This window comes from Nostoc edaphicum CCNP1411 (genome assembly GCF_014023275.1).
In the GTDB taxonomy this organism is placed as follows: Bacteria; Cyanobacteriota; Cyanobacteriia; order Cyanobacteriales; family Nostocaceae; genus Nostoc; species Nostoc edaphicum_A.
Window position 1 is genome coordinate 2,723,854 of record NZ_CP054698.1, and the last position, 24,907, is coordinate 2,748,760.

The 24,907-nt window shown below is 41.1% G+C and carries 21 protein-coding genes; 9 read left to right on the top strand and 12 right to left on the bottom strand.

Annotated features, from left to right (window positions below; translation table 11 throughout):
- Positions 1-2 precede the first annotated feature (2 nt).
- Positions 3-497, top strand: a complete 495-nt coding sequence (gene msrB, locus HUN01_RS13765) for a peptide-methionine (R)-S-oxide reductase MsrB (RefSeq protein ID WP_181931748.1) — start codon at positions 3-5, stop codon at positions 495-497.
- 387 nt (positions 498-884) lie between these two features.
- Here the strand turns inward: msrB and HUN01_RS13770 are convergent, their stop codons facing one another.
- From HUN01_RS13770 to HUN01_RS13780, 3 genes are all read right to left on the bottom strand, one after another.
- Positions 885-1,436 carry a DoxX family protein gene (locus HUN01_RS13770; protein ID WP_181931749.1) on the bottom strand — a complete coding sequence of 184 codons (552 nt, stop codon included), beginning with the start codon at positions 1,434-1,436 and terminating at the stop codon, positions 885-887.
- Between the two features lie 80 nt (positions 1,437-1,516).
- The gene (locus HUN01_RS13775; protein WP_181931750.1) at positions 1,517-2,779 is read right to left on the bottom strand and encodes an NAD(P)/FAD-dependent oxidoreductase; all 1,263 of its coding nucleotides are present in this window, start codon (positions 2,777-2,779) and stop codon (positions 1,517-1,519) included.
- 336 nt (positions 2,780-3,115) lie between these two features.
- A complete protein-coding gene (locus HUN01_RS13780; RefSeq protein WP_181931751.1) occupies positions 3,116-3,715 on the bottom strand; it encodes an MBL fold metallo-hydrolase in 600 nt (199 codons plus the stop codon).
- A gap of 180 nt (positions 3,716-3,895) precedes the next feature.
- On the opposite strand from HUN01_RS13780, the gene HUN01_RS13785 reads away from it, so the two are divergent.
- The 4 genes from HUN01_RS13785 to HUN01_RS35375 all read left to right on the top strand — a co-directional run bounded on the left by HUN01_RS13785 (position 3,896) and on the right by HUN01_RS35375 (position 8,606).
- Positions 3,896-5,086 carry a pyridoxal phosphate-dependent aminotransferase gene (locus HUN01_RS13785; protein ID WP_181931752.1) on the top strand — a complete coding sequence of 397 codons (1,191 nt, stop codon included), beginning with the start codon at positions 3,896-3,898 and terminating at the stop codon, positions 5,084-5,086.
- Between the two features lie 84 nt (positions 5,087-5,170).
- Entirely contained in the window at positions 5,171-6,532 is a 1,362-nt protein-coding gene (locus tag HUN01_RS13790) for a cystathionine beta-synthase (protein WP_181931753.1), read from the top strand.
- Positions 6,533-6,545: 13 nt separating this feature from the next.
- The gene (locus HUN01_RS13795; protein ID WP_181931754.1) at positions 6,546-7,682 is read left to right on the top strand and encodes a cystathionine gamma-synthase; all 1,137 of its coding nucleotides are present in this window, start codon (positions 6,546-6,548) and stop codon (positions 7,680-7,682) included.
- A 552-nt stretch (positions 7,683-8,234) separates the two neighbouring features.
- Positions 8,235-8,606, top strand: a complete 372-nt coding sequence (locus HUN01_RS35375) for a four-helix bundle copper-binding protein (RefSeq protein ID WP_238846384.1) — start codon at positions 8,235-8,237, stop codon at positions 8,604-8,606.
- 120 nt (positions 8,607-8,726) lie between these two features.
- Here the strand turns inward: HUN01_RS35375 and modB are convergent, their stop codons facing one another.
- Complete coding sequence (gene modB / locus HUN01_RS13805; protein WP_181932681.1) at positions 8,727-10,529, bottom strand: molybdate ABC transporter permease subunit; 1,803 nt, start codon at positions 10,527-10,529, stop codon at positions 8,727-8,729.
- 652 nt (positions 10,530-11,181) lie between these two features.
- Between modB and HUN01_RS13810 the strand changes: the two genes are divergently transcribed.
- Complete coding sequence (locus HUN01_RS13810) at positions 11,182-11,946, top strand: GNAT family N-acetyltransferase (protein WP_181931756.1); 765 nt, start codon at positions 11,182-11,184, stop codon at positions 11,944-11,946.
- A gap of 360 nt (positions 11,947-12,306) precedes the next feature.
- Here the strand turns inward: HUN01_RS13810 and HUN01_RS13815 are convergent, their stop codons facing one another.
- Positions 12,307-13,209, bottom strand: a complete 903-nt coding sequence (locus HUN01_RS13815) for a class I SAM-dependent methyltransferase (RefSeq protein WP_181931757.1) — start codon at positions 13,207-13,209, stop codon at positions 12,307-12,309.
- A 262-nt stretch (positions 13,210-13,471) separates the two neighbouring features.
- Here HUN01_RS13815 and HUN01_RS13820 point away from each other — a divergent pair, with 262 nt between their 5' ends.
- The gene (locus HUN01_RS13820) at positions 13,472-14,983 is read left to right on the top strand and encodes a hydroxysqualene dehydroxylase (RefSeq protein ID WP_181932682.1); all 1,512 of its coding nucleotides are present in this window, start codon (positions 13,472-13,474) and stop codon (positions 14,981-14,983) included.
- A gap of 293 nt (positions 14,984-15,276) precedes the next feature.
- Positions 15,277-15,639, top strand: a complete 363-nt coding sequence (locus HUN01_RS13825; RefSeq protein ID WP_181931758.1) for a DUF6464 family protein — start codon at positions 15,277-15,279, stop codon at positions 15,637-15,639.
- 173 nt (positions 15,640-15,812) lie between these two features.
- Here HUN01_RS13825 and fmt read toward each other — a convergent pair whose 3' ends face one another.
- Positions 15,813-16,844: a methionyl-tRNA formyltransferase gene (gene fmt / locus HUN01_RS13830; protein WP_181931759.1), complete on the bottom strand. Its 1,032-nt coding sequence runs from the start codon at positions 16,842-16,844 to the stop codon at positions 15,813-15,815.
- 976 nt (positions 16,845-17,820) lie between these two features.
- On the opposite strand from fmt, the gene HUN01_RS13835 reads away from it, so the two are divergent.
- On the top strand, positions 17,821-19,143 hold the full coding sequence (locus HUN01_RS13835; protein ID WP_181931760.1) for a hypothetical protein: 1,323 nt from the start codon (positions 17,821-17,823) through the stop codon (positions 19,141-19,143).
- Between the two features lie 354 nt (positions 19,144-19,497).
- Here the strand turns inward: HUN01_RS13835 and minE are convergent, their stop codons facing one another.
- The 6 genes from minE to HUN01_RS13865 form a co-directional block, all read right to left on the bottom strand.
- On the bottom strand, positions 19,498-19,800 hold the full coding sequence (gene minE, locus HUN01_RS13840; RefSeq protein ID WP_069073053.1) for a cell division topological specificity factor MinE: 303 nt from the start codon (positions 19,798-19,800) through the stop codon (positions 19,498-19,500).
- Between the two features lie 36 nt (positions 19,801-19,836).
- Entirely contained in the window at positions 19,837-20,643 is an 807-nt protein-coding gene (gene minD, locus HUN01_RS13845) for a septum site-determining protein MinD (RefSeq protein ID WP_012410009.1), read from the bottom strand.
- Between the two features lie 172 nt (positions 20,644-20,815).
- Entirely contained in the window at positions 20,816-21,856 is a 1,041-nt protein-coding gene (gene minC, locus HUN01_RS13850) for a septum site-determining protein MinC (RefSeq protein WP_181931761.1), read from the bottom strand.
- Between the two features lie 201 nt (positions 21,857-22,057).
- Positions 22,058-23,383: a four-carbon acid sugar kinase family protein gene (locus tag HUN01_RS13855; protein ID WP_181931762.1), complete on the bottom strand. Its 1,326-nt coding sequence runs from the start codon at positions 23,381-23,383 to the stop codon at positions 22,058-22,060.
- 165 nt (positions 23,384-23,548) lie between these two features.
- Positions 23,549-24,211: a hypothetical protein gene (locus HUN01_RS13860; protein WP_069073056.1), complete on the bottom strand. Its 663-nt coding sequence runs from the start codon at positions 24,209-24,211 to the stop codon at positions 23,549-23,551.
- Between the two features lie 41 nt (positions 24,212-24,252).
- Positions 24,253-24,750, bottom strand: a complete 498-nt coding sequence (locus HUN01_RS13865; protein WP_181931763.1) for a DUF29 domain-containing protein — start codon at positions 24,748-24,750, stop codon at positions 24,253-24,255.
- Positions 24,751-24,907 lie beyond the last annotated feature (157 nt).

Sequence of the window (24,907 nt, forward strand, 5' to 3'; positions counted from 1 at the left end):
ATATGGACAAACGGTATTTTTTACAAGCTAGTGCAGTAATAGTCGGCACAGGATTGTTATCAAGATATATCAAATGGGGGCCAGAAGAGATGACAACTTCTAAGAGTGGATTTGAAATCACCAAACCTGAAGAAGAGTGGCGGACGATTTTAACGCCAGAACAGTTTCGTGTATTGCGTAAACATGGGACTGAACGCGCTCACACCAGTCCATTGGATAAGGAATACGACAATGGGACTTATTATTGTGCTGCGTGTGAACAACCACTGTTTACATCTGATACCAAATTTAATAGTGGTACTGGCTGGCCCAGCTTTTTTAACCCGATTGAAGGTGCGATCGCTACTACTGTAGATAGGTCATTGTTTACGACCAGAACTGAAGTGCATTGTAGTCGTTGTGGTGGTCATCTGGGCCATGTTTTTGATGATGGCCCTGCACCCACTGGTAAGCGCTACTGTATGAACGGTGTTTCGCTGAAATTTACTCCTGCTTAATAAGTTGTGTAGGTGTAGTCTCTCGTAGACATCACACCTACTAACCTAAATTGTCCTATTTGTTTGTGTCTGGTTTCTCCTTTTTGTCTTTGGGATCTTTTTTAGGTTTTTTAACTTCTTTATTACTTTTTCTTTCCTTCGACATCAGTGTTCTCCAAATAGGTTAATCAGTGAAAGCTTCCACATTCTGCCGTTATGGAATCAGGAGGTGGCTTACCTGATATTCTTTTAAGGCAAAAAAGAAAGTATCAGATATAAATGCTACTAACTACCATCATACGGTGTTGTTTGATTTTCTTCTGAAAGCCTTTGCATCTATTTCAACCACAATTTACTAGTGGGGGCGCACAGCTAGCTATGCGCCCCCACTGATTTACTAGTATTTATTTATCTGAAATTACTATGATTGGGTAAACGATTCTGTCGCCGATATTTTACCCAAAAATTATTTTTAAAGAAGTTGACCCTACCTTGTTCACGATCCGCTCCTGAGTCTGCAAGGTTTTGTTTCTTTTTTCTCCAGTGATCGAGGGAGTAAATATTAAAGCTGCTACCTGCAAGCAAAATAAACAGCACAATCCCGTAAGAAAGCATGGAAGTAGCTGCACCCCAGTTTTGTATCGATGTCACTCCCAACTTCAGAATGATCATCAAGGCAAAGGTGACAATTAAAGCGCTTCTAGTTGCTAACCCAAGTGTGATTAACACGCCCACAATTAACTCTACAGGGGGCACTAGGTAAGAATTGATTCTCACCAGAAATTCTGGAAAATAAGAAGTTGCTAGTTCTTTGACAGTATCTTCAGCGAATCCAGGGATGTTAAAAATGCGAGTGAATCCGTGATTAAAATAATTGACACCAATGAGAACTCGCAGCAACAAATAGGCGATCGCAACATCCTTTGATTTGAGACTAATGTAGTTTCTATTTTCATTCATTGCCTGAACTCCAACTATGGTACGCCGACTGTAATTGATTTCAATTGCAGAAATTGGGAAGCACTTAGGGGTTTTGAGAACTAACGTTCTTTCATAGACAGAATTAAGCGAACTGAGCGATCGCTGAATAGGTAAGTGTGCAGCCAAGTAAGTAATACTAGCAAACGACTACGATAGCCAGGAAGATATACTAAATGAACTCCTAGCCACATCAGCCAAGCCAAGCATCCTGTAAAGGCAAATGCACCAATTTTTCCCACACCTGAATAACAGCCAATAATTGCTAATCTTCCCTTGTTGAAATAGCTAAAATCCTCTGGTGATTTACCTTGAAATTGCCGTTGAATATTTCGAGCTACAGCAACACCCTGCTGAAGTGCCTCTGGTGCAACCCCAGTTAATGGTTTACCGTTCTGTTCCATATATGCCAGATCCCCAATGGCATATATATTGGGTTGCTCTAGCAATTGTAGGGTGGGATGGACAAGTAACTTTCCCTTCTTTGCTGAAGATACTTCCTCAGATGTTGTCGGATAATTCGCCTCTAACCCCGCAGTCCAAATGACGGTTGCAGTTGGAATTACCTCATCGTTTTGCAGATGTAAAGATTCAAAAGTCACTCTAGTCACTTTTGTTTGCAGATAAACTTCCACTCCTAGCTGATGTAATCGTTTGTAGGTGTAAGCTCCCAACTTCTTTGGCAAATCGGCCAATAAGCGATCGCCAGATTGGACGAGAATCAACCTCACTTGCTTTAAAAGTGTCGGATAATCTCGACGCAAGTGGCCTCGAAGCATTTCAATGAAAGCACCTGCAACCTCAACACCCGTCGCCCCACCACCGACGATGGTAAATGTCAGCAGTTGTTGGCGTCGTGATGAATCAGATTCCTGGATTGCTCCCTCAAAACAAGAGAAAATTTGATTTCGGATTGCTATTGCTTCTTCTAATGTTCTCATTGAGAAAGCATATTCTAAAGCTCCAGGAACTCCTAAAAACTGGGTTTGGCTTCCAGTTGCAAGTACAAGAAAGTCATAGGTGATTGAACAACTATCTGTTTCAACAGTTTGCCCTGAAAAATCAATTTGCTCAACCTCAGCCATCAAAAACTGAACCTTAGACTTATTTCGCAGGAAAGAGAATCGCCGTAATATCGTGCGGATAGGGTAAGCAATGTACTCAGGTTCCAATTGACCTGTGGCAACCTGATACAACAACGGTACAAAGGTGTGATAGTTGTTGCGATCGATTAATAATACATCTGCACCAGAATCAGCTAAAGATTGGGCAGTTTGCAACCCACCGAATCCAGCGCCAACAATGACAACGCGGCGACTGTTCATCCTTCCCCTCTTGATTTAGCTAGTCGGTCAAGTTATTAACTGTCAATATATTGATAACAAATTATCGATAGTGTCATCAGACTTCAGTATTAATAGCAAAATTACTTAGGGACTTCCAGATAAAAAAATATCCAATTAACTCCTGTGGGGTAGGCATCTTGCCCGCCATATAAACTGGGCAGGCAAGATGCCCATCCCACAATATTGGATAATTTATTTCTTGGAGTTCCCTTAGAATCACAATCAAAGCAGCACTTATATAAAGAATTGGAAGAGTTTAGGCAATAACCTGCAAGAACTCCCCCAATATTCAAACAGACGATCGCCCTTACCCATTTACAGCGTTGCTACAAGATCCTGCAAGCGATCGCGTCCATCGCGGAAAACTGGCCAACCATCGCCCACCAGCACTGCTTCTACCCGACTCAGTTGAGCTAACCTCTGCACAGAAGCAACAGCCTCTTCTCGATTCAGAAGTTTGTCATCTGGTAAAATCGTCAAGCTCCCTGCTTTGCGTGCCCGGACTAAATCCCCTGTAATTAAAGTTGTCTCCTCCAGTAACAGAGCCAATTCACCGGGAGTTTTAGAACCGTGGAGTTCAATCACCTCCAGTCCTGGGACAAATTCTTCACCATCAGACAGCCAGCGATCGCAATGTATGGGAAAAGTGTCTTTTTCTGCCAGAGGGCCGGCTATTTTAGCGTATGTTTGATCGGCAATTTCTTTACTTGCCCTGATATGCTCAGAATTTGTCAGCACAATCCAAACCACACCACCGAGGGATTTCAGATGATTCCAATCATGGTTTGATAGGGCTACTGGGTCAATCAAGATGTTGCCATCTGGGCGAATCCAGGCAATCCCATTGAAATCAATATTTCTTGCCGGATTGAAATTAGACCAGCTATAGAGATCGGGACGGTGCAAAGATTTCATGATGATTCTGGATCAGTACTTTAATAATTGACTATTAATCTCAATAATTCAGTATATAGATAATAAGGTTATATTCCCTCTGGATCTGGAATTTGAGTATACTACGATAAATCTATCGATATTATGGATTCTATCGGGTTTACAGAAATTTCCGCATAACTGCAATAGGGAGGTATAGGGGTGAGTGAGATTGTGCGCCAAAAAATATCAGCGAAGGCAGAAGAGTTTACAGAGTCTGTGATTCGAGAAATGACGCGGGTGGCACTGCAATATGATGCAGTGAATTTGGCGCAGGGATTCCCCGATTTTCCCTGTCCCTTGGAGTTGAAACAGGCAGCTTATGAGGCAATAGAGGCAGATATTAATCAGTATGCCATTACTTGGGGCGATCGCCCCTTTCGTCATGCGATCGCCAAAAAAGTCCGCTGGTATCTTGGCTTAGATATCGATCCCGAAACCCAAATTACTGTTACCTGTGGTTCCACAGAAGCAATGGCATCTGTGATGCTAGCAACAGTTAATCCCGGTGACGAAGTAATTGTATTTGAGCCGTATTACGAAAATTATGGCCCCGATGCGATTTTAGCTGGTGCTATACCCCGCTACGTGACACTGCATCCCCCTCATTGGACATTTGATGAAGCACAGTTGCGTCAAGCTTTCAATGCCAATACCAAAGCTATTATTATCAACACACCCCACAATCCCACAGGTAAAGTCTTCACCCGTGAAGAACTCACCCTAATTGCTGAACTTTGTCAAAAGTGGGATGTGTTAGCGTTCACTGATGAAATCTACGAACATATTCTCTATGACGGCACTCAACATATTGCCCTAGCAACCCTTCCCGGAATGGAAGAACGCACCGTTACTATTAACGGTTTATCCAAAACTTATAGCGTCACCGGATGGCGAGTCGGCTACATTTTGGCAAACCCAGAATTGACAGGAGCGATTCGCAAAGTCCATGATTTTCTCACCGTTGGCGCACCTGCACCATTACAACGAGCCGGAGTTGCCGCCATGCAACTGCCACCATCCTATTATGAAGAACTAGCCAAACTTTATCAGCAGAAACGAGATAGCATTTTACAAATTCTAGATCAAGTTGGCATTCCCTATTTCGTTCCCAAGGGAGCCTATTATGTTCTGGCAGATATTTCCAAATTTGGCTACAAAACAGATGTTGAATTCACTTACCATCTAATTAAAAATATTGGTGTGGCGGTAGTTCCTAGTTCCAGCTTTTTCAGCGAACCAGAAAAAGGACATTCATTGATCAGATTTTGTTTTAGCAAAAGACCTGAGACATTAAAAATAGCTAGCGATCGCTTACTCAAGCTGCAATCAAATCTACAACCAACATCTTAACATTCATTTATTCTCTTATCTTCCCAAATAGTAGAAAGCGAAGATAAAAAATCAATGATTTTAAAAATAATTTAGGACTGCTATATGGCTACTTACGAAAACATTTTACAAGCAATTGGTAGAACTCCATTAGTCAGACTAAACAAAATTACTGAAGACATTCACTCAAGTATTTATGCCAAAGTAGAATATCTCAATCCTGGCGGGAGTACCAAAGATAGAATTGCTCTTACCATGATTGAAGCCGCCGAAAAAACAGGACAACTGCAACCCGGCGGCACGATTATTGAAGCTACCGCAGGTAATACTGGTGTGGGACTGGCATTAATTGCAGCAGTAAAAAAGTATCGCTGTATTTTCGTCATGCCTGATAAAATGAGCCAGGATAAAATCAACCTACTCAAAGCTTATGGTGCAGAAGTAGTTGTTACTCCCACATCTGTACCGCCTGACTCGCCAGAAAGTTATAACGGTGTGGCGGAAAGACTCGCCAAAGAAATACCAGGAGCCTATAGACCAAATCAATTTGAAAACCCGAATAATCCTTTAGCACATTACTTAACTACAGGCCCAGAAATCTGGTCAGATAGTAATGGTAAAATTGATGTTTTTGTTGCAGGTATGGGCACAGGTGGTACAATTTCAGGAGTTGCTAAATATCTGAAAGAGCAAAATCCAAATATAGTAATTGTTGGTGCAGATCCAGAGGGTTCAATTCTTTCTGGTGACACCCCAAAATCTTACAAAGTTGAGGGAATTGGTGAAGACTTTATTCCCAAAACATTTAATCGTCAATTAGTTGATGAAATGGTTCGGGTTAGCGATAAAGAATCTTTTAATATGGCTCGTCGTTTAGCACGAGAAGAAGGTTTATTGGTAGGAGGTTCTTGTGGTACAGCAGTAGCCGCAGCGCTCAAGTATGCAGCCAGATTAACAGAGCCGAAGTATATTGTAGCCCTATTACCAGATACGGGAAGAAACTACATTAATAAAATCTACTCCGATGCCTGGATGCAGGAAAATGGTTTTTGGGAAGGTACAACAGTAAAAAGTATCAAAATTGGTGAAATTCTTGCTCAAAAAACAGATTTTCCTTCTCTAGTTGCTGTTAGTCCCCGTGATACCTTGAGTAAAGCCACAAACTACCTACAAAAGCTGAATATTTCACAGCTACCTGTGATTGATAATAAGCATGTAGTAGGAAGCGTCAATGAAGCCTCTTTAATGAAATTTCTCCATGATGGCATCAACTTTTCTAATCAGGAAGTTTCGGCAGTTATGGGTAAACCACTGCCGATTCTCGATGAAGAAGTAGATATTTCTGAAGCTTATCGAGTACTGTTATCAGGAAGCACCGGCATTATTATTAAGCGGCATGATGTTCCTATTGGCTTAATTACCAGAGCCGATTTAATCAGATATTGGATTAGCCAAAACCAAGAATAATCAAGGAAAAATTATGGAATTTGAGACTAGAGCAATTCATGAAGGTCAGCAATCAGACCCACAAACGGGTGCTGTCATTGTTCCCATTTATTTGACTTCTACTTATGAACAAGAAGCCATCGGTAAACATAAAGGATATGAATATTCTCGCACGGGAAACCCCACCCGCACAGCATTAGAAGAGGCTTTAGCTTCTATTGAAAATGGGAAATTTGGTTTGGCATTTGCCTCTGGCTTGGCTGCAACTACCACAGTATTAAGTATACTCAAAAATGGCGATCATATTGTTGCTGGTGATGATTTATATGGTGGGACTTATCGGTTGCTAGAAAAGGTTGTAAAAAATTGGGGTGTTACAACTAGCTATGTAGATATTGATAACATCGCTGATTTTGAAACTGCCATTCAACCAAATACTAAGCTGATTTGGATTGAAACCCCTACTAACCCTCTGTTGAAAATTATTGATATTGCCGCCCTAGCAAATATTGCTCGTAAAAATAATATTATCTTAGTCGTTGATAATACTTTTGCTAGTCCTTATTTTCAAACGCCGTTAGATTTAGGTGCTGACATTGTGGTTCACAGTACTACTAAATATCTAGGGGGACACAGTGATATTATTGGTGGCGCAGTTATCACATCTAACGAGCAACTATACACCGAACTGAAGTTTTATCAAAATGCGATCGGGGCGATTCCTAGTCCTTTTGATAGCTGGTTAGTGCTGCGAGGAATTAAAACTCTGGCTGTGAGAATGCGAGAACATGAAAAAAACGCTTTATTTTTAGCTGAATTTTTAGAAAAGCATCCCAAAATTGAGCGCATTTATTATCCAGGGTTATCCAGTCATGAACAACATAAATTAGCAAAAGAGCAAATGTCTGGCTTTGGGGGGATGATTAGTTTGGAATTAAAGGGTGGTTTTGCTGAGGTTGAAAGATTCGCTTCTCGACTCAAGTTATTTTTGCTGGCTGAAAGTTTGGGTGGTGTGGAATCACTACTTTGCTATCCTACGAAAATGACTCATGGTTCTCTACCAGAAGCAGAACGACTTCAGCGGGGAATTAAGGATAATTTAGTCCGTCTTTCGGTAGGAATTGAACATCAGCAAGATTTGCAAGCTGATTTAGAAAATGCTCTAGCTTGAAAGTTGGTATTGGGTATGGGGCATGGAAAAAACCGATTTTTAGTCTGCATTGTAAACTTAATTTTTCGTGATTAAGTATAGGGTTTTTTACCCCTACCCTCAGAGGTAACTTTGTTTTAGGTGGGGTCTAAAATCCTATTAGTAATTATGAATTTTTAAGTGTGTCTATCTTTAAGTTAATATAAGTTAATAAATCCTAGGTTAATATAAGTTCATAAATGCTTAGTTTAGGCATTTGTTAAAAAATATTGACATTATTTTTGATCCAAATTTAACTCTAACTTTTGCTCCCCAATGGCAAGTTGACTTGCTTAATAAAACCCCACTCTAAAACCGGGGTTTCTAAGCCTTAGTGTATATTAATCCTCAAAAAAACAACACTAAACTAGTGTAGAATTCGTTCAAATTCCCGGTAATTATATCGGGATAGTAGGCTTATAAATTCTGAATTAAAAACCCCATTGACTCTTTAAAAGGATAAGACTAATGTTATGAGTAGTCCTTGAAAGGACAATATTTAATGCATCAAAAAATCAAGAGGTATTTCCTATGATGATGATGATGATGACTGAAACCATGACTACCGAAATGCAAGCTTGTATGGATGCTTGTATGGACTGTCACAAAATGTGCATGGAAACCATGACTTACTGCATGAGCAAAGGTGGTAAGCAGATGGACAAAAGCATGATGAGCATGATGAGCATGATGCGCGATTGCTCTGAAATGTGCATGATGTGCATGAATATGATGATGAGCGGTTCTGAGTTCATGGAACGCACTTGTATGCTGTGTGCGGAAATGTGCGATCGCACTGCAATGGCGTGTGAGATGATGAGCGATGACGCGAAAATGATGGAATGTGCTGCTGCTTGCCGCAAGTGTGCAGAGTCTTGCAGAAGTATGCACATGATGCCTGCTTAATTCCTCTAACTAGCAGAAGTTTCTCTGCAACCTAATATTCAAGCGCTCAGACTCTTTGGGTCTGGGCGCTTGAAGTAATATTCTTTAAAAAAATTTCCCGCGTCCCATATATCTCTGCGTTCACTTCATCAAAATCAAGCGCAGAGGATCTAAACGGACATACCAAGGAAAAGGCTGGTCTTTCATCGTTGCCCATTTTTCTTTGAAGACTTCAGCTTGCAGATGGTAATCTTGAGAATTCTTGCCAGCCGAATGTAGTTTAAGAAACAACGTCATTCGATGAGGCGTTTCACTGGTTCGTACTACCCAGCAGGGAAAGGTGTTTTCCTGTGATGAGTCGTTGGTAAAAATGAACTGATGGGCACGAATGCCGATGTGAGATAATTCGCTCTTGATTGATCCAATTACTTGAAGAGTACAACCCCAATCAGTCGCTTCCACCTGTTGCGATGACTGGAGAACAGCACGGGAGAAGTTTTTGCATCCAGTTAGTTGGGCGACACTCACAGTAGCAGGATGCTGGAAAATATCATGTTTACTACCATAATGAACCGCTCTACCATGCTCTAATACCAACAGATTCGGGCAAATCCGATAAGCTTCTTCCATATTATGGGTGACAAATAAAGTCACACCTTGGTAGCTAGCTAGAGTTTCTGTCATTTGCTGCTCTAATTGACTACGTAAATGGGTATCAAGTGCCGAAAACGGCTCATCTAAAAGTAATGCTTCCGGTTGACTTGCCAATGCTCTTGCCAAGGCTACCCGTTGTTGTTGACCCCCAGAAAGTTGGTGCGGATAGCGATCGCCTAATCCCTGCAACTGCATCGCTATTAGTTGCTCCTCTACTTGCACTCTAATACTTCCAGCAGATAGGTTTTTGGGCAAGCCGAAAGCAATATTTTGCGCCACACTCATGTGCGGAAAGAGAGCATAATTTTGCACTAAAAAACCGATGCGGCGATCGCGGCTGGGTACATTAATTCCTTTTTCTGAGTCAAACAGAACTCTGTCATTTAAAACTATGCGCCCGGTTGTGGGTGTTTCTATTCCGGCAAGGCAGCGCAAAATCATGCTCTTACCTGCTCCAGAACCCCCTAACAATCCCAAGGGTTGCTCATCAGTAGTGAAAGCAACTTTTAAATGAAAGCTAGGAAGTATTTTTTCAATGTTGACAAACAATCCACCAGATTCAAAGCTAGAGTGCGGAGTATAAAGAATTTCTCCCCCTGCTCCCTGCTCCCCACTCCCCGCCCCCCTCCTCTTTTCCCTCAATTCTTGCCAGAAGTTAACCCCAATAATTCCAGATAGGGAAATCACCATAATAGCGATCGCCCAAAACCAAGCCTCGTTCATCGCTCCCGCTTCCACAGCAAAATAAATCGCCATTGGGATTGTCTGTGTTTGTCCGGGAATGTTACCAGCCAGCATCAATGTCGCACCAAATTCTCCCAAAGCACGGGCAAAAGCGAGCATTGTGGCGGCGACAATGCCGGGTACTGCTAAGGGTAAACTGATCCGCCAAAAGATCGTGGCTTCAGTTGCACCAAGGGTTCTGGCTACTCGCAGCAGATTACCATCTATTTGTTCAAAGGCTCCCAGTGCAGTTTTATACATTAAAGGAAAAGAAACTACCGTGGCTGCGATCGCTGCACCATACCAAGTAAAGACGATGGTGAAATCAAAAGCCTGCATGAGTTTCCCTACAGGGCCATTTTTGCCAAAAAATAGCAGCAACAAGAAACCGACAACTGTGGGGGGCAAAATCAGTGGTGCAATAAAGATACCCTCAATCAACGATTTACCTTTGCCACGATATCCCAGCATCCAGTAGGCAGCAGCCATACCCAAGAAGAAGGTAATAAATGTGGCAAGCAATGAAGTTTTGAGTGATATCCAAAGAGGTGATAAATCCAATGGCATAGTTGTCTGGGGAAGAATTAGCTCAACTAATCCATAATTTACCAACTTTAGTTCCAAAATGTTCGTAAAAGTTGGTAAATCACATAACAATCAATGAAGGAAATCCCAAAAACTATCCCAAGTTTTAAAAAGTTTCTGGTTCGGTCGAGTATAAAGCGTCAGGGTGGAGTTGCATCGGTCAAAATATCGTAATGGAGAATGTCAATCACTTAGTTAGCAGTTTTTCACTCTCGATTGAACGATTATGCTTATCCTTAAACTCGATTAATACACATCCAAAATAAATAGCTGAGTCACATCTTATGCAATTTCATATTATCTTTATCAAATGTCTACTAATTAGTAGTTAATATTATCAAATCTATAATACGACTTACGCAAGAACTCTCTAAAACTCTTATTTCTCTGTGCCCTCTGCGGTTCGAGTTTCAGTTACCTGTGCGTAAATCCTGTATAAATTACAGCCTTATCGAAGACAAAACTCCTGGAATTATGTCCTAAAAAATATGTTTTTGTCTTTACTTTTTAAAATTAATTAAATATAAAATAATTGTTATTAGCTAAACTAACTAGGAAGTATCGTCATGCAATGCTAAACAAGCAACAAGAATTGTGAGTATGTAATGATTATTTATTAATGAGAAGCTCTAAAATGAACACTAAATTTCTACTAACGTCTAACCATCTCCTCAAAGATTTTCCAGTAGTTGAAACCGGAAAATATATTCTCCGGCTTGCTTCTACTAAAGAAGAATTAGAATCTGTTTTTCGGTTGCGCTTTGAAATTTTTAATATTGAATTAGGCTTGAAATATTCTGCTTCTAACCCTACCCAGAGAGATCAAGATGAATTCGATACGGTTTGTCATCATTTGATACTCATCTTTAAACCAACTGGTAAAATAGTTGGGAATTACCGAATGCAATCTTATACAATGGCTTCTCAAGCGTTAGGATTTAGTGCTGCTAAATATTTTAATATCAATGACATTCCTGATGATATTCTTCAGGAAACTGTAGAACTTGGGCGTGCATGTATAGCAAAAGAATACCGTAATATTCAGGCACTTTTATTACTTTGGAAGGGTTTAGCAAATTATCTTGTCTGGAGTAAAAACCAATATTTTTTGGGACGTGTAACATTTAAAACACAAAGTCCTTTACAAGCTCGTTGTGCTTATAATTATTTTCAGCAAAAGAACTTGATGCATCCAAATATTTTGGTTTATCCAAATTCAGAATTTATTTTAGAATTACCTCAACAATGTCCTAAATCATATAATCTTGAAATTCCACATATTTTACAAGCATATTTTGCTTGTGGAGCAAAAATATGTAGCCTTCCATCTATTGGTCAATTTAAGCGGATTACTTTTTTAACAATATTTAATAGTAAAAATGTTGCTAGATATCAGTAAGAATTTATTCCTTACTAACTGGCTGGACTTTAGACTAAATAACGGGACTTAAACATTTTTTTTGAGGCATAAAGAATACTCAAACCTATATAAGGCAAGGAAAATACACCAAATACTCAAAAATGCTTGAAACCAAGATATATCAAGAAACTAGGCTTAACGATGTCAAAGTCTCTGTGCATATAAATTTGAGGCTTTTTTCTGGTTACTTTTTGTCTAAGTCCCACTAAGTCCCAATAAGCAGACTACAATACAAAGCAAAGCTAATGAGCATTTATTGTAAAAATAAAAGCACAACATTGTTGTGCTTCTGTAATTCTTTTGTATTCAATTTATTGTGACAACAAGATACTTTGTTAATTAGTCCAGTTGACTACTGTAGGCGCTAAAACCATAAGCCAAAGTTTCCTTTAAACTACCTGATGGCTTAAGGCTCCTGTTGATGGCATTAGCAAACGGTACTGGAATTCCTTTAATGGTTTCCGGCAAAATTGCATATTCTTCTGTTGGTTCGACAATGTATTGTGGACACTTTGTTTGCATCCCAGCAGTTACTAACATTTCTTCTATTTCAGCAGATGTATATTGCTTGAGATAAACTGGATTTCTCACAAATGGGTTCAGCCTTCTTATAAAATTATGGATAATATGAGAAGGACAAGACTTGTTGTGAAAGGAATGATTAAAAACAAAAATTCCACCAGGTTTCAGCACACGAGTGATATCAGCCAACAAATTTCTTAATTGTGCATCTGGGATATGCATAAAAACGCAGTTAGAAATTACCAAATCTATAGAGTTATCTTCTAAGGGCAATATTTCAGCAGAAGTACAAATCAAGTTAAATTCAGCTTCTGGGAAAAAATTATATTCTTGCTTGACCTTGATTAACCGCCGTAATAAAGGTTCAGAAATATCAATTCCGTAATATTTCTCACATCTCAGATTTTTCGCTTTCGAGAGATGTAATGGTGCGCGACCATAACCAGAACCAATCTCTAGAATAGAGCCAACAGATTTATTCAATGGAAATTTATTCCAAGTACCTCCAGGCGTGCCAGTTAGCAGAGTGTAATCTTGTTTAATGGGCGATGTATCTGCAATCTTTTCAATTTTTTGGGAACCATAATATGTTTTCCCGATTGCATCCCATGTTTTTTTATGTTGAGTATTATTCAACTGTTCATAATCGCTAGGAAAATAAATGCCATCTCGTAATTCAAAGTCATTCAGACTAAATTTTACATCTGCTAATTGACTCATTATGATTATTCCTCATGAATAGTTAAGTCTGTTTTCTGTTATACTCTCAACTCAGCATTAACCGCAAGTGATGTTTACTCAACCGCTTGCCTTGAGCCTTTTTCAAAGTCTATAGCTATTTTAAGTTCAATGGGATATGACAGATGTGCCCCTAAAGCGCCTATTGCATCCCAACGAAAATCGCTGTAATAACAACCCATTGCCTGATCAGAACACAAGTTCGTATACATTAGTTGATGGACTGCAACAATTGGAGGCTGTGATGGTAGAAGGGTCACAACAAAAACGGGTGGTAGTTATAGGTGCTGGTTGGGCTGGTTTAGGAGCAACCTACCATTTGGCAAAACAAGGTTATGATGTGACACTTCTAGAAGCAGGCCCCTATCCTGGTGGATTGGTGGCAGGTTGGCAAACACCAGCCGGCAAATCTGTTGAAGCGGGCATTCATGGCTTTTGGTATCCTTATAAAAATATTTTTTCCCTAATCAATGAATTAGGAATTAATCCTTTTACTACTTGGACTCGTTCTTCGCAATATTCGCCAGCAGGTTTGGAAGTTGAATCACCGATTTTTCAAGACTTACCGCGACTCCCCTCGCCACTGGGAACTTTTCTCTACACTCAGTTTAAGCGGCTGCCACTAATTGACCGTCTCAGTGCCCTACCTTTACTTTATGCTGTCGTTGATTTTGACAATTCTGATGCAGCTTGGCGACGCTATGATTTTGTAACTGCCCGTGAGTTGTTCAAAGACTTCAACGTTTCTGCACGGCTTTACCGCGAGGCTTTTGAACCAATGTTATTAGTGGGCTTGTTTGCCCCTGGCGAACAATGTTCAGCCGCAGCAACTTTAGGGATGCTTTACTTTTTTATTCTGGCTCATCAACCAGATTTTGATGTAGTTTGGTGTCGGGGAACTGTTGGAGAAAAGATATTTCGTCCTTGGGTGGAACGTATTGAAAAAGCTGGTGCGCGAGTGTTACCCAAGCGTCGAGTTACAGATTTAATTGTTGATAGTAATCATCGAGCCAAGGGTGTGGTTTGTGGTGATGAAGTAATTGAAGCAGATGCCGTGATTTTTGCGGTTGGGATCACAGGGATGAAGAAAATTGTCTCAACGAGTCCTAGTTTACAAAGCTGTGAAGAATTCCGTAATTTGAGCAATTTAGGAGCAATTGATGTTTTGGCAACGCGGCTATGGTTTGATCGCAAAATTGATATTCCTCGTCCTTCTAATGCTTGTTTTGGATTCGACGCAACTACAGGTTGGACGTTTTTTGATTTGAATGCTCTACATGATGAATATCAAAATGAGCCAGGAACGGTGATTGAAGCTGATTTTTATCATGCAAATCAGTTTCTCAATTTGAGTGATGAGGAGATTTTACCAATAGTTCAGGGTTATTTAGCAACTTGTGTGCCAGCGTTTCGGGAGGCAAAGATAATTGATAGTAGTGTAATTCGGCTACATCAGGCCGTAACTCACTTTGCACCTGGTAGTTATCGTTATATGTTGCCCGCTAAGACAAGTTTTGAAAATGTGTTTATGAGTGGGGATTGGATTGTGAACCGTCATGGTTCGTGGTCACAGGAAAAGGCTTATGTTACTGGTTTGGAGGCGGCGAATTTGGTGGTGTCTTATTTGGGAGAAGGTCAGCCATCTGAGATTTTAGCTGTAGAAGAGGATGAAGCGCATATTCAAGTGGCGCGATCGCTCAATCAAACTTTGCGTGACTTGGGCAAATCTATCCTACCTGACTTTTGGTTGCCGTAATCTTTGGGGTAGCACAGCAGTGCATCCCTAATATAAGTAAATTTCTCGTAAATCTAGTTAATCATTAACTGTAATCTAAATTCGGTAAGCTAAAGAAAGCGATCGCGATATAGCGGTTCTCATTTTGATGCAATACACTTTGACCTCTCTCCAAACCTCTCTCCTTTTAGGAGAGAGGCTTTGAATCTTACTCCCCAACGCTAGTAGGGAAGGGGCTGGGGGTTAGGTCTGTATTGCACTCAACTGATAACCGCTATACCATCCTTATAATGTAAATCAAATCACATAAGCTTATGGAGCCAGACTCTTTACAAACCGAGGTGATTCTAACGCACCCGCGTGAGTCTCTCGGTAAAGTACAACTTGATTGGACACCCCAACCCGGAAACTATCTTGATTTTCAAGGTAAAACTTATGCAGTTTTAGAGCGCCGCCATCGATATCAACTTCAAGCTGGGCGATACCGCTTACATAATATTGCCATTTATGTACAGTCTGCTAAACGACCATCTGAGAAAAGTTTGGTAGCAGGACGTTGGGTAATCGGTGATGCCACCTGCTGCTACAATGCTCATTCAGAACTCATTCGCTGTGCAGTCAACCCAGATGGCCCTTGCGAATCTTGCCGCTTTTATGAAAAGTTAGAAGCGATTTAATTTTGGATTTTAGATTTTAGATTTTGGATTTCGGTGTGAGCGCTACTTCGACCCTTCTCTAAGAGACGCTGCGCGAACGGCAGAGGAAGGGCAAGCAAGCTCAATACAAGTCAGTCGAATACTTTTTCCTTCAATCCAAAATCCAAAATTCAAAATCTAAAATTGCCAACCCTTCAACTCCCCGCACCAAAAACTTCTCCCACAGTTAAGCGGGTACCATTAACAAAATCCCATCCCGACTGGGGACGTTTACCAGCTAGCTGAACCTCTCGCAACAGCAACAAACCTTCCCCAGTTTGAACGATCGCCCCAATTCCTTTAACAATGCTCACTACAACTCCCGGTTGATCTGATAAGTTTGACAAATCGGGTAATTTATCCGCTATTTCTTGCAATTCTGGTGGGAGATTGCGTAGACGCGGAGCGGCTTGTCGCCAGACATCGCCTACAGCACCAAGGGGAGCAGAAGCGGTGATTTTCAAGAGGTTGTCACGAAAAGTAGCCGTGCAGTTAGGGTAAAAGCCTCTGATTTGATTGTGTAATTGGATCGCGCTTTTTGACCAATCCAAACCATAATCTGGTTTTTGAATCAGAGGTGCATAAGTAGCTGCTAAATTATTTTGGGGAATTGGTTGAATTTCCTGGCGTTCCAACTTCAACAGAGTTTCCACCAACAAATCTCCACCGATCGCAGCTAGTCTCTCGGCTAAATCTTGGGTATTATCCAGTAATCCAATGGGTGTAGTGGCTATTTGTAGCATTGGGCCGGTATCCATCCCCACATCCATTAACATGGTCGTGATCCCCGTTTCTTTCTCACCGTTATACAAACACCACTGAATCGGCGCTGCACCGCGATATTTGGGTAAAATCGAGCCATGCACATTAATACAGCCCAACTTTGGCATCTTCAATATTTTTGACGATAAAATCTGTCCATAGGCGACAACAACAAACACATCTGCGTCTGATTGTTTGAGTTGGGTTAAAGTTTCAGTGTCTTTTTTCACCCGCTCAGGTTGCCATACTGGTAAGTTGTGAGCAGTTGCGATCGCTTTTACGGGTGTTGGGATCAATTTATTTCCGCGTTCCCGGCGTTTATCTGGTTGAGTGACAACTGCCAACACCTCAAATTCTGAATGATTCAATAACTTTTCTAGCGTGGGTACAGCAAACTGGGGTGTACCAAAAAATACAATTTTCATTAATAAATTAGTCGTTAGTAATTAGTTAATCGTAAGTGCGCTCCTCATAACTGACAACATTTAAGTTGCATATTGAAACAGAATTCACCAAGTCAGGATTTAGCAGATGTATTCTGGACGGCAGTGGCAAAACACAGTTGATTTGCTGTAAATAATATTGGCTATTTGGTGGTACAATGTTTTCGTATTGTATTAGTGAAACCAAAAGCTGCTTGATTCACTTAATAGTTAAGTTGACAAGTGTAACAGCTAGCATCAACTACATCTGCCTCTAGTGAACCTAATCACTTAGTGGTTTTTCGTTACGAGTCGCTAGAGCATCTACCGAGTAAATTTCGTTGTGTTCCTGATAATTTTCCCCAAACTGCCTTTAAACGCAGTTGAGTTTCTGAAAAACTATTGCGTCTTCTAGCTATTTTGTAGTTTAGATTGCAATTTTTAAATTTGGGTTGCTGACACCAATATTTTCTGAGTATGATGTATTATGCGTCCGCTTTCCCAGGTTTTTAATTAACGCCTCACGTTTACCATTCTGAGGGTTTGCGCTGTTATATTTAGTGTATGACCTGGCTTGTTTGCTGTGTACTAGCGATCGCTAGTACGATCCCCAATAGCCAAGTTATTTAACTCTTGTTTGCCAGCGCCATTTTCCTAACCTATACCCGGAATTTCCATTAACCAATACCTGGTGTTTGGTGTGGTTAGGTGTAGCTACAGCAAAATTATATATCGTGTAGTAATTACTGAGTTCTCAGCATATTTACTATACTCGCATATCTTTGCAAAAAAACATTCAGTACCTTAGTAAGAAAAGGTGTAGACGATGATACCTAATTTTTGTAAAACTCTGCAAACTTTGAAGAAATTATCTAGTCATTGCTTTTAGTTTCTTGTTATACATATAATTGCCGCCTGCCCCATTGCTGCTGATGTATTGCTTCTCACATCGCAATCGCCCCCTCTAGAGAGTCTACAAATGCTTAAACCCCTTTTGCTGTCAGGATGGTTCCGCGCACAACCATTTCTCAATTACGTTGTCGTTGTGATACTGATTGCACCCTTGTTAGGGGCATCGGGTCACTCGATCCCAGTAAGATCCGAAGTAGCTAAACTAGCTTCGACAACTGGAGATTCTGACTCTGTATCAAAGGAAATAGCTGTAGTTGGGGAACCTGAGATAGCTGAAATATTCAAAGCAGATCAAATCAACTCATTAACAGAAGATTTTGACTCTGTACCAACACAAAGTACTGCTCTCCAGGAACCGCAAGTATTACCAGCGGATAAAATTGATTATTTGGCTCAAGTAGATAGTTTTGTGCCAAACAGCGATTTAACTGTTCCTGATACTTTGGCAGCAGTTGAACTCGCACCATTAACGGATACTCCTGTTAGTCAGCTGAATTTAATACAAAAACTCAAAGCTGCTAATATTAAGTCTTTGAAAGGACAAGGAAATTCTCTCTCTAGAGAAAAGTCTTTTACTAAATCATTGGCAGCAATTAAAGTAGCTCCAACTCTGAGAGAATTACAACCAACCATAACAACAGAAATACCTGCTACTGAATCAGTTGATGAGTCCCAAGCAGAACAAATAGATCCTATCGGTAGTCCTCATCCTATTCCTTGGAAATGGATTACAGCTACTCAAGAGGCAATTGGTTCTAAGGGTGGTTCTGGAGTGCGCCACTACCGCAGCGTACCTGTGGTTTCTCCAGATGGTAAATATGCTGTTTATAGCCGGGTGCAACTAGAAGTCAAACCCCAAATGTACAACAGCCGTGTCACCAGCATTATGTTTGTCCAAGATATGCAAACTAAAAAGTTGTGGGTGATGGCTTCAACAACTCCAGTTAGCGATCCTTTATTAAAGGTAAAGGCTGTAAAGGCGGAAGCCTCAGAACAAACTGATACGAGCGGTAAAATTGGAGTATTAGTTCCTGTTAGCTGGTCAGAAAAAGGCGATCGCTTCTTAGCACGCAAATTTGAAGGTATATTTAACGCAGGTGATTCTACAGATAGTGCAGTGATTTGGGATCGGCAAAAAAATCACACGAATACAGTAGCTCCAGCTAATCAGGAAGATGAGCATGAGAAAATCGCTGTATTGTTAGGCTGGAGTAAAAGCCAACCAGATCATGTGCTGTTCCGTGCAGGTGAATTGGGCGAGGAAAACTGGCCGTTAATGCAAGTTACTAATGATGGTAAGACTGTAACGACAACAGACGATGATCAGCCGATTACTTTTGGCAAAAAGGTAACAGAAATTTGGGCGGGCCCACAAGTCGCCTACCGATAGGTTATAAAAAATCCTATATACTCCCGTTGTCGTTAGTGACGACAACGGGATTTTTATTTTGTACAGTTTCAGATTTTACCCAGAAAACAATGAAGAGTGCTGTTCACGGTCGCGGGGCGTTTAGATGTTGGGGAATTCCTCCCATGCGCTCTAGAATGCTTTGCTCAGATGACTGGCTTTTCTCACCATGAGAAGCGTCATTTTTCTGATCCTGTCTATCTTTTATGAATAGCAAGAAGTCCAGCACTTCTTCCACTAGAGAAAGAGAATATTTATTGACATACTTAATTTATGAAGCGTATCGTACAATTCGCCCACAACTATTAATCTAAATAAAAATACTTAAAATTAAAACTAGAGAGGCTTAGGCTTATCACCCCTTTCCCACTCAGGTATAGCCCCTTTCACCCGCCGGATGGGCAAATTAGCAATTAAAGCTGTGGTTCGTTGGTTGCTTTCTAAGGAGAACTCCAAGCCCTCTGTCTCAATTTCTACATAGCGACAGACTACATCTAGGATTTCTTTCCGCATTTTTTCCAACGTTTGAGGATCTAAGTCGGCGCGATCATGAGCAATCACCAATTGCAGGCGACGTTTAACTTGAGTTCGACTGCTATCAGGGCCGCGAAAAAAAAGTTTTTCTAGAAGTTCAATCATTACGAATAGGTCTGGGGCGGAGACTGGAAAGGTAAGTTAAACAATCTTTGTCCACAACAACCTTCGTAGACGGGCGAAGATGCTGTCTTGGGACGAGTCGATCTCCAGAAATTCGACACTTTCTCCTTCTAATCTACGAGCAATGTTCTCAAAGGCTGTGGCAGCTAAAGAGGGATTTTCCGCTAACACTAAGGGTTCGCCGCGATTGGTAGATACAATAACACGCTCGTCGTCAGGGATTACCCCGATAAGGGGAATGGCGAGAAGTTCCTGAACATCTTGCACTGACATCATATCATTTGCCTGCACCATTGCGGGTCTGATGCGGTTAATTATTAAATGAACACGCTTGATACCTTGTGCTTCTAGTAACCCCACTACCCGATCAGCATCACGAACTGAAGAAATTTCTGGTGTGCTGACAACTAGCGCTTCTTTGGCCGGGCCGATCGCATTTTTAAACCCATTTTCAATACCGGCAGGGCTATCAATAATCACATACTGATACTTTTGCGCTAGTGCATTCACCAATAACTTCATCTGTTCAGGTGTGACTGCATCTTTCGAGCGATTTTGGGCTGCCGGCAAAAGTACGAGATTGGGTTGGCGCTTATCTTTCACCAAGGCTTGTTCTAGGCGGCACTCTCTGGCTAAGACTTCTACCGCAGTATAAACGATGCGGTTTTCCAGCCCTAAGAGCAAATCCAAATTTCTCAGACCAAAATCCGCATCAACCAAAGCAACTTGACGCCCCATCTTGGCCAAAGCCATACCCAAATTTGCTGAAACTGTGGTTTTACCCACTCCTCCTTTACCGGAGGTAATCACAATAATGCGAGTCATGATAGAAATGCGGTCAATGAGGGTTCAGGAAATATAAAACAGTAAATTGCAGTATAAAGTATGAAGTATCGTATCAAGTATGAAGAAATATCTGTTCTCCCTGATGATAGCGAGGCATGAATATTTCTTTTATTTCATCTTTACTTATATACTTCATTCTTTAAGTAAATATTTATGGTTCTTGATTGCTCTTGGTGAATTGGTTTCTGGAAAAATCAGTCGCCCTAGCGATGCGAATTCCTTGGGGCGTAATATGTGCCACCTCTGGATAAAACTGCATTGGCGGTTTTTCTGGTGCTCTAGCTACAGCATCTGCGATTCGCAGTTGGGTTGGTTCCATTTGCAAGGCCATAATCAGACACTCACTATTGCCTCCAGCCCCAGCATGAGCAATTCCACGCAAACGACCCCAGATAATAATATCTCCATCTGCAATTACAATACCACCTGGGTTTAAATCTCCCAAGAGAATTACTGTCCCTGGATGACGAATTTCTACTCCAGAGCGGACTGTCATTTCTAAATAGAGGGCATCTGCCTGGGGGATGGCTGTAGCCGTTGGCTCTGAACTCAAGGAAGTTACGGGCTGTAATTGTTCTACAGAATACCCAGATGTTACGGCTGCGATCGCAGTTTGCCGCCGACTTGTCGAGACAGATATCAGTCGGAGTTGGACTTCACTTAAAGCCTCGGCGAGTTCTTGGAGTTGTCTGGCATCTACCAGGCGGTCTTGTGCCATTAGATGCACAGGTGTATTAGATACACGGAAGCGATCGCCAGCATTCAGACGTTGCCTTATTTGTTGCCAAATATCAGACCAACTAAGTTCTGAGGCAGATACTTGAGATTCCGGGGGCAAAATTAATAACAGTCGTCCCTCCTTACTCTTTAACTGGACTTGAGTATTGTCACTTATACGATGCCCTGGCAATGCTGATTCATTCGGATTTGAATCAGTCAGGATGAAATCTGAAGGGGCATCAGTATTTGACTCTACATCTGGGTTGGTAGGATTTGACTCTACATCAGCAAGGACAGTATTTGATTTTAAATAAAGGAGGACAGATTTTAACTCCGCATCCGGGAGGATAGAATCTGACTCTACATCAGAAACAGTAGGATTTACCTCTACCTCTGAAAGGATAGAGTTTGGTTCTGCATTAGGAAGTGCAGAATTTGACTTTAGATTGGGAATCGCAGAATCAGAAGTCATGCAGTACTAGCCAAAAGACAAGGGACACTCCGAATAATTACTAATATTAGATCAGTTGCAAAATTCAACAACATCCTCAGACCACAAAGTGCAGAGTGCCGAGTCCTGAGTCATAGTGACAAAATTTTGCTTCTTTACTACCCTACAACAACAATTCTTATACTCTTCACTCAGCAAGAATTTTGTTCGGTGTCTCGTGACTCAAGACTGTTTAGTTAACCTCTGATAAACTGTCCCCAAGGCATCAGCATCGCCGACGTTACCAGGAAACAGCACCACAGGTAAGTTAGGAAACTGAGGATGATCGGATGGTGTTAATACCATTGAACAACCAGCTAAAATTTGACCTAGTAAACGGGCTGAGGTTAAAGCTAGTCCAGTACTCAAGACATCGTTTGAAGTAATGCCACCCTTGCTGATTAAGAATCCTATATCAGATGGTAAACCACGCACAATATCCATCAATAAACCTGAAACTTTTACCCCAAACTCCAATCGTGTCTCCACATCTTTAAAACTTAGTTCCTGACGGCTAGTATAAACCACTGGTGTTTTGCCAGCATTGTGTATCCTCTGTATACTTTCCTGAATTTCAGTTAGCAATCCAGCAGATTGATTTGCATCATCATTAAGTAATCGCGCTACATTTACTTCGATTCCTACTGTTCCTTCTACTTGTAACAGCGCCTCTAATTGCTGAGTAGTTTTTTTCACATGAGAACCAACAATCACCGCACCTGGTTTGCCTTGGCGCACATACTGCGCCATCTTTTCGGCGGCAATTGGTTGGGGTGGTAAAGCGGCTAAAGCTGTTAAAATACTTGCTGCACTGCGAAATAGAAAGCGTTTCCCTTGACTTGCTGCTGCTAATATATCTACTGCAAAGCGGTTGAGATCATCTTGAGTTTCACCATCTACAACAGCGCACTGATTACTATTAAGTTGTAACAATCGTTCCAAACTACCAGCGCGAATATCGGCTATGAGAAACCTTTCTACAGCTTCAGCACTAATTCGTCCTTGAGTCTTTTCTTCAACATACTTGGGCAAGTAACTGTGATGGTAGCTGAAGACTGAATCACGGGCAAATTCAGTTTCATGGACTGGGGTGGTTACACCGCCAATAATCAAGTAATGCACGCTGTCACGGGTGATGCGTCCACCTTCAAAAAATGCTGGTACGAGAAAATGAGCATCAAAAGGGCCGAGTTCTTGTGCGATCGCATCAGTTTCAATGGGATAATGTCCCCGCAAAGTAGAATCAGAACGGCTGACAATCAGAAAATCGTCAATTCCTTCAGCATTCAAAGCGATTTTCAGGTTCTGGCAAACTTCTGTGGTGACAGATGCAGCTGACTCTGGCGTTAGTGATCTAGTATTAGTCAGCACAAATAAAATCGGCGAATCATCCTGCAACCCGCTGCGTAAAGTGTCCACATCCCAGTGCATTAGCAGTAAGCAGCTATGGACTGTTTGAGAACCTGTAGGGTCATCATCCAGGACAATTATTTTGGGTTTGTTGCTCATTTAAGTCAACGGGTGATTGTTTTCTGGGAAAGAATTGGGCGACTAAAAGTCGCTACTACACGAAGCAAAGTCCACCTCCGTGGACTAATCAAGATTAATGGTTTTCTAACCTGCGGAGGCAGGTTTCGTCTGTGTAGCCGCGACTTCTAGTCGCCCAAGCTTTACTCAGCCTTTCTGCAATTTTCTGATTTCTGCTTGCACATCGATCGCAATTTGCAATGATTGATTTAGCAGTTGAGCATATTCGCCTGCTTGACTACTAACTTGTAAAGCTTTCAGGCTGGGTAAATTATTGACAAATAGCTCTTGATTATTCGCAAGCAATTTTTTATTATCTCGCAAAATTCGTTCCGTTTTCAGAGCGCGGACTAAATCTTCTCTAATTAGTTGTAGGGCGGCGGTTACTTTATCTCGGTCATGGATACTGCTTTCTACGTTTCCTGATGCTGCCAATTGGTCATTAATATCAATGGCAGCAACCAGATCATGATATTTATCAACTTCGTCTAAAAGTATTGTCAGTCCTTCAGGACAGCTTAATTGTCGCCATAGCCATCGCCCCACTAATATCGGCATGGGCACTAAAATTAATAAAAGAATTCCTAGTCGAATTGAAGAACCAATTGTTGGCAGAATAATAAACGCGTAAACAAAGCCCACAATTATTGGTGTTAGCGCCAGCGTCACCAGCATTTCACTGATAAAAAACCCTAATCGCTTTTTGCTATCTCGCAGAACCGAGGGACGAAAAACGTCTTCTGGATCGAACCCAGTTAAACGTCTCAGTTCCCCTTTGCTAATTTCCAAGCCTATTAAATCCGGCTGCACGACTGGATAACTCCTATGGAAGCCCAAGTTAAGTATCTATTTTAATCGGCTTTACCGTGATGATTGTGGTTATATTCGGGAAACCAGTTTTCATCTAAAATTTGTTCTAAAGAACCAATGGGTATAAAAGGGAATATGTCAATGGCAAGTTGAGAGCGATCGCTTGCTTCTGCTCTTGCATCTTGATAACATTCATCAAATATTTCTAAAATGTAAGGTTTTAAGCTAGGACTATCTTTCAGAGCTTTTTTAATCTCTCTACGAAAAGTCCTGATTTCCCCTTTCCAATGTCCTTGATTACGTTCTCGTTCTTCATCCCAACATTTGAGTTTTAGCAGATGTTGAAGAAGCTTAATTAATAAACTTTCAATTGTTCGCTTCTCCCTTCTACCCATAGTTTCTAATTCTTCTAACAAATTATCCAAATCAACAGCAGAAAACTGTCCAGTGCGAAGTTGGTTTATGGTTGTCCTCAGCCACAGGTAATAATCTTGGTCGTATAAGGTTTGAGTTACTGATTGGATTATTGGTTTCACCATACACCAGCAAAATTCCTAGTATTTTTTTAATTTAGCTCAATTGAGCTTATAGCCAAAATAGCCTCTAATCTCTGACTCTAGCTTAATAGTTTTACCTTCACGAAAAGAAAACTCCCCCCCTGTGACACCATCATAATGTTGTTGGTTCATTGATTAC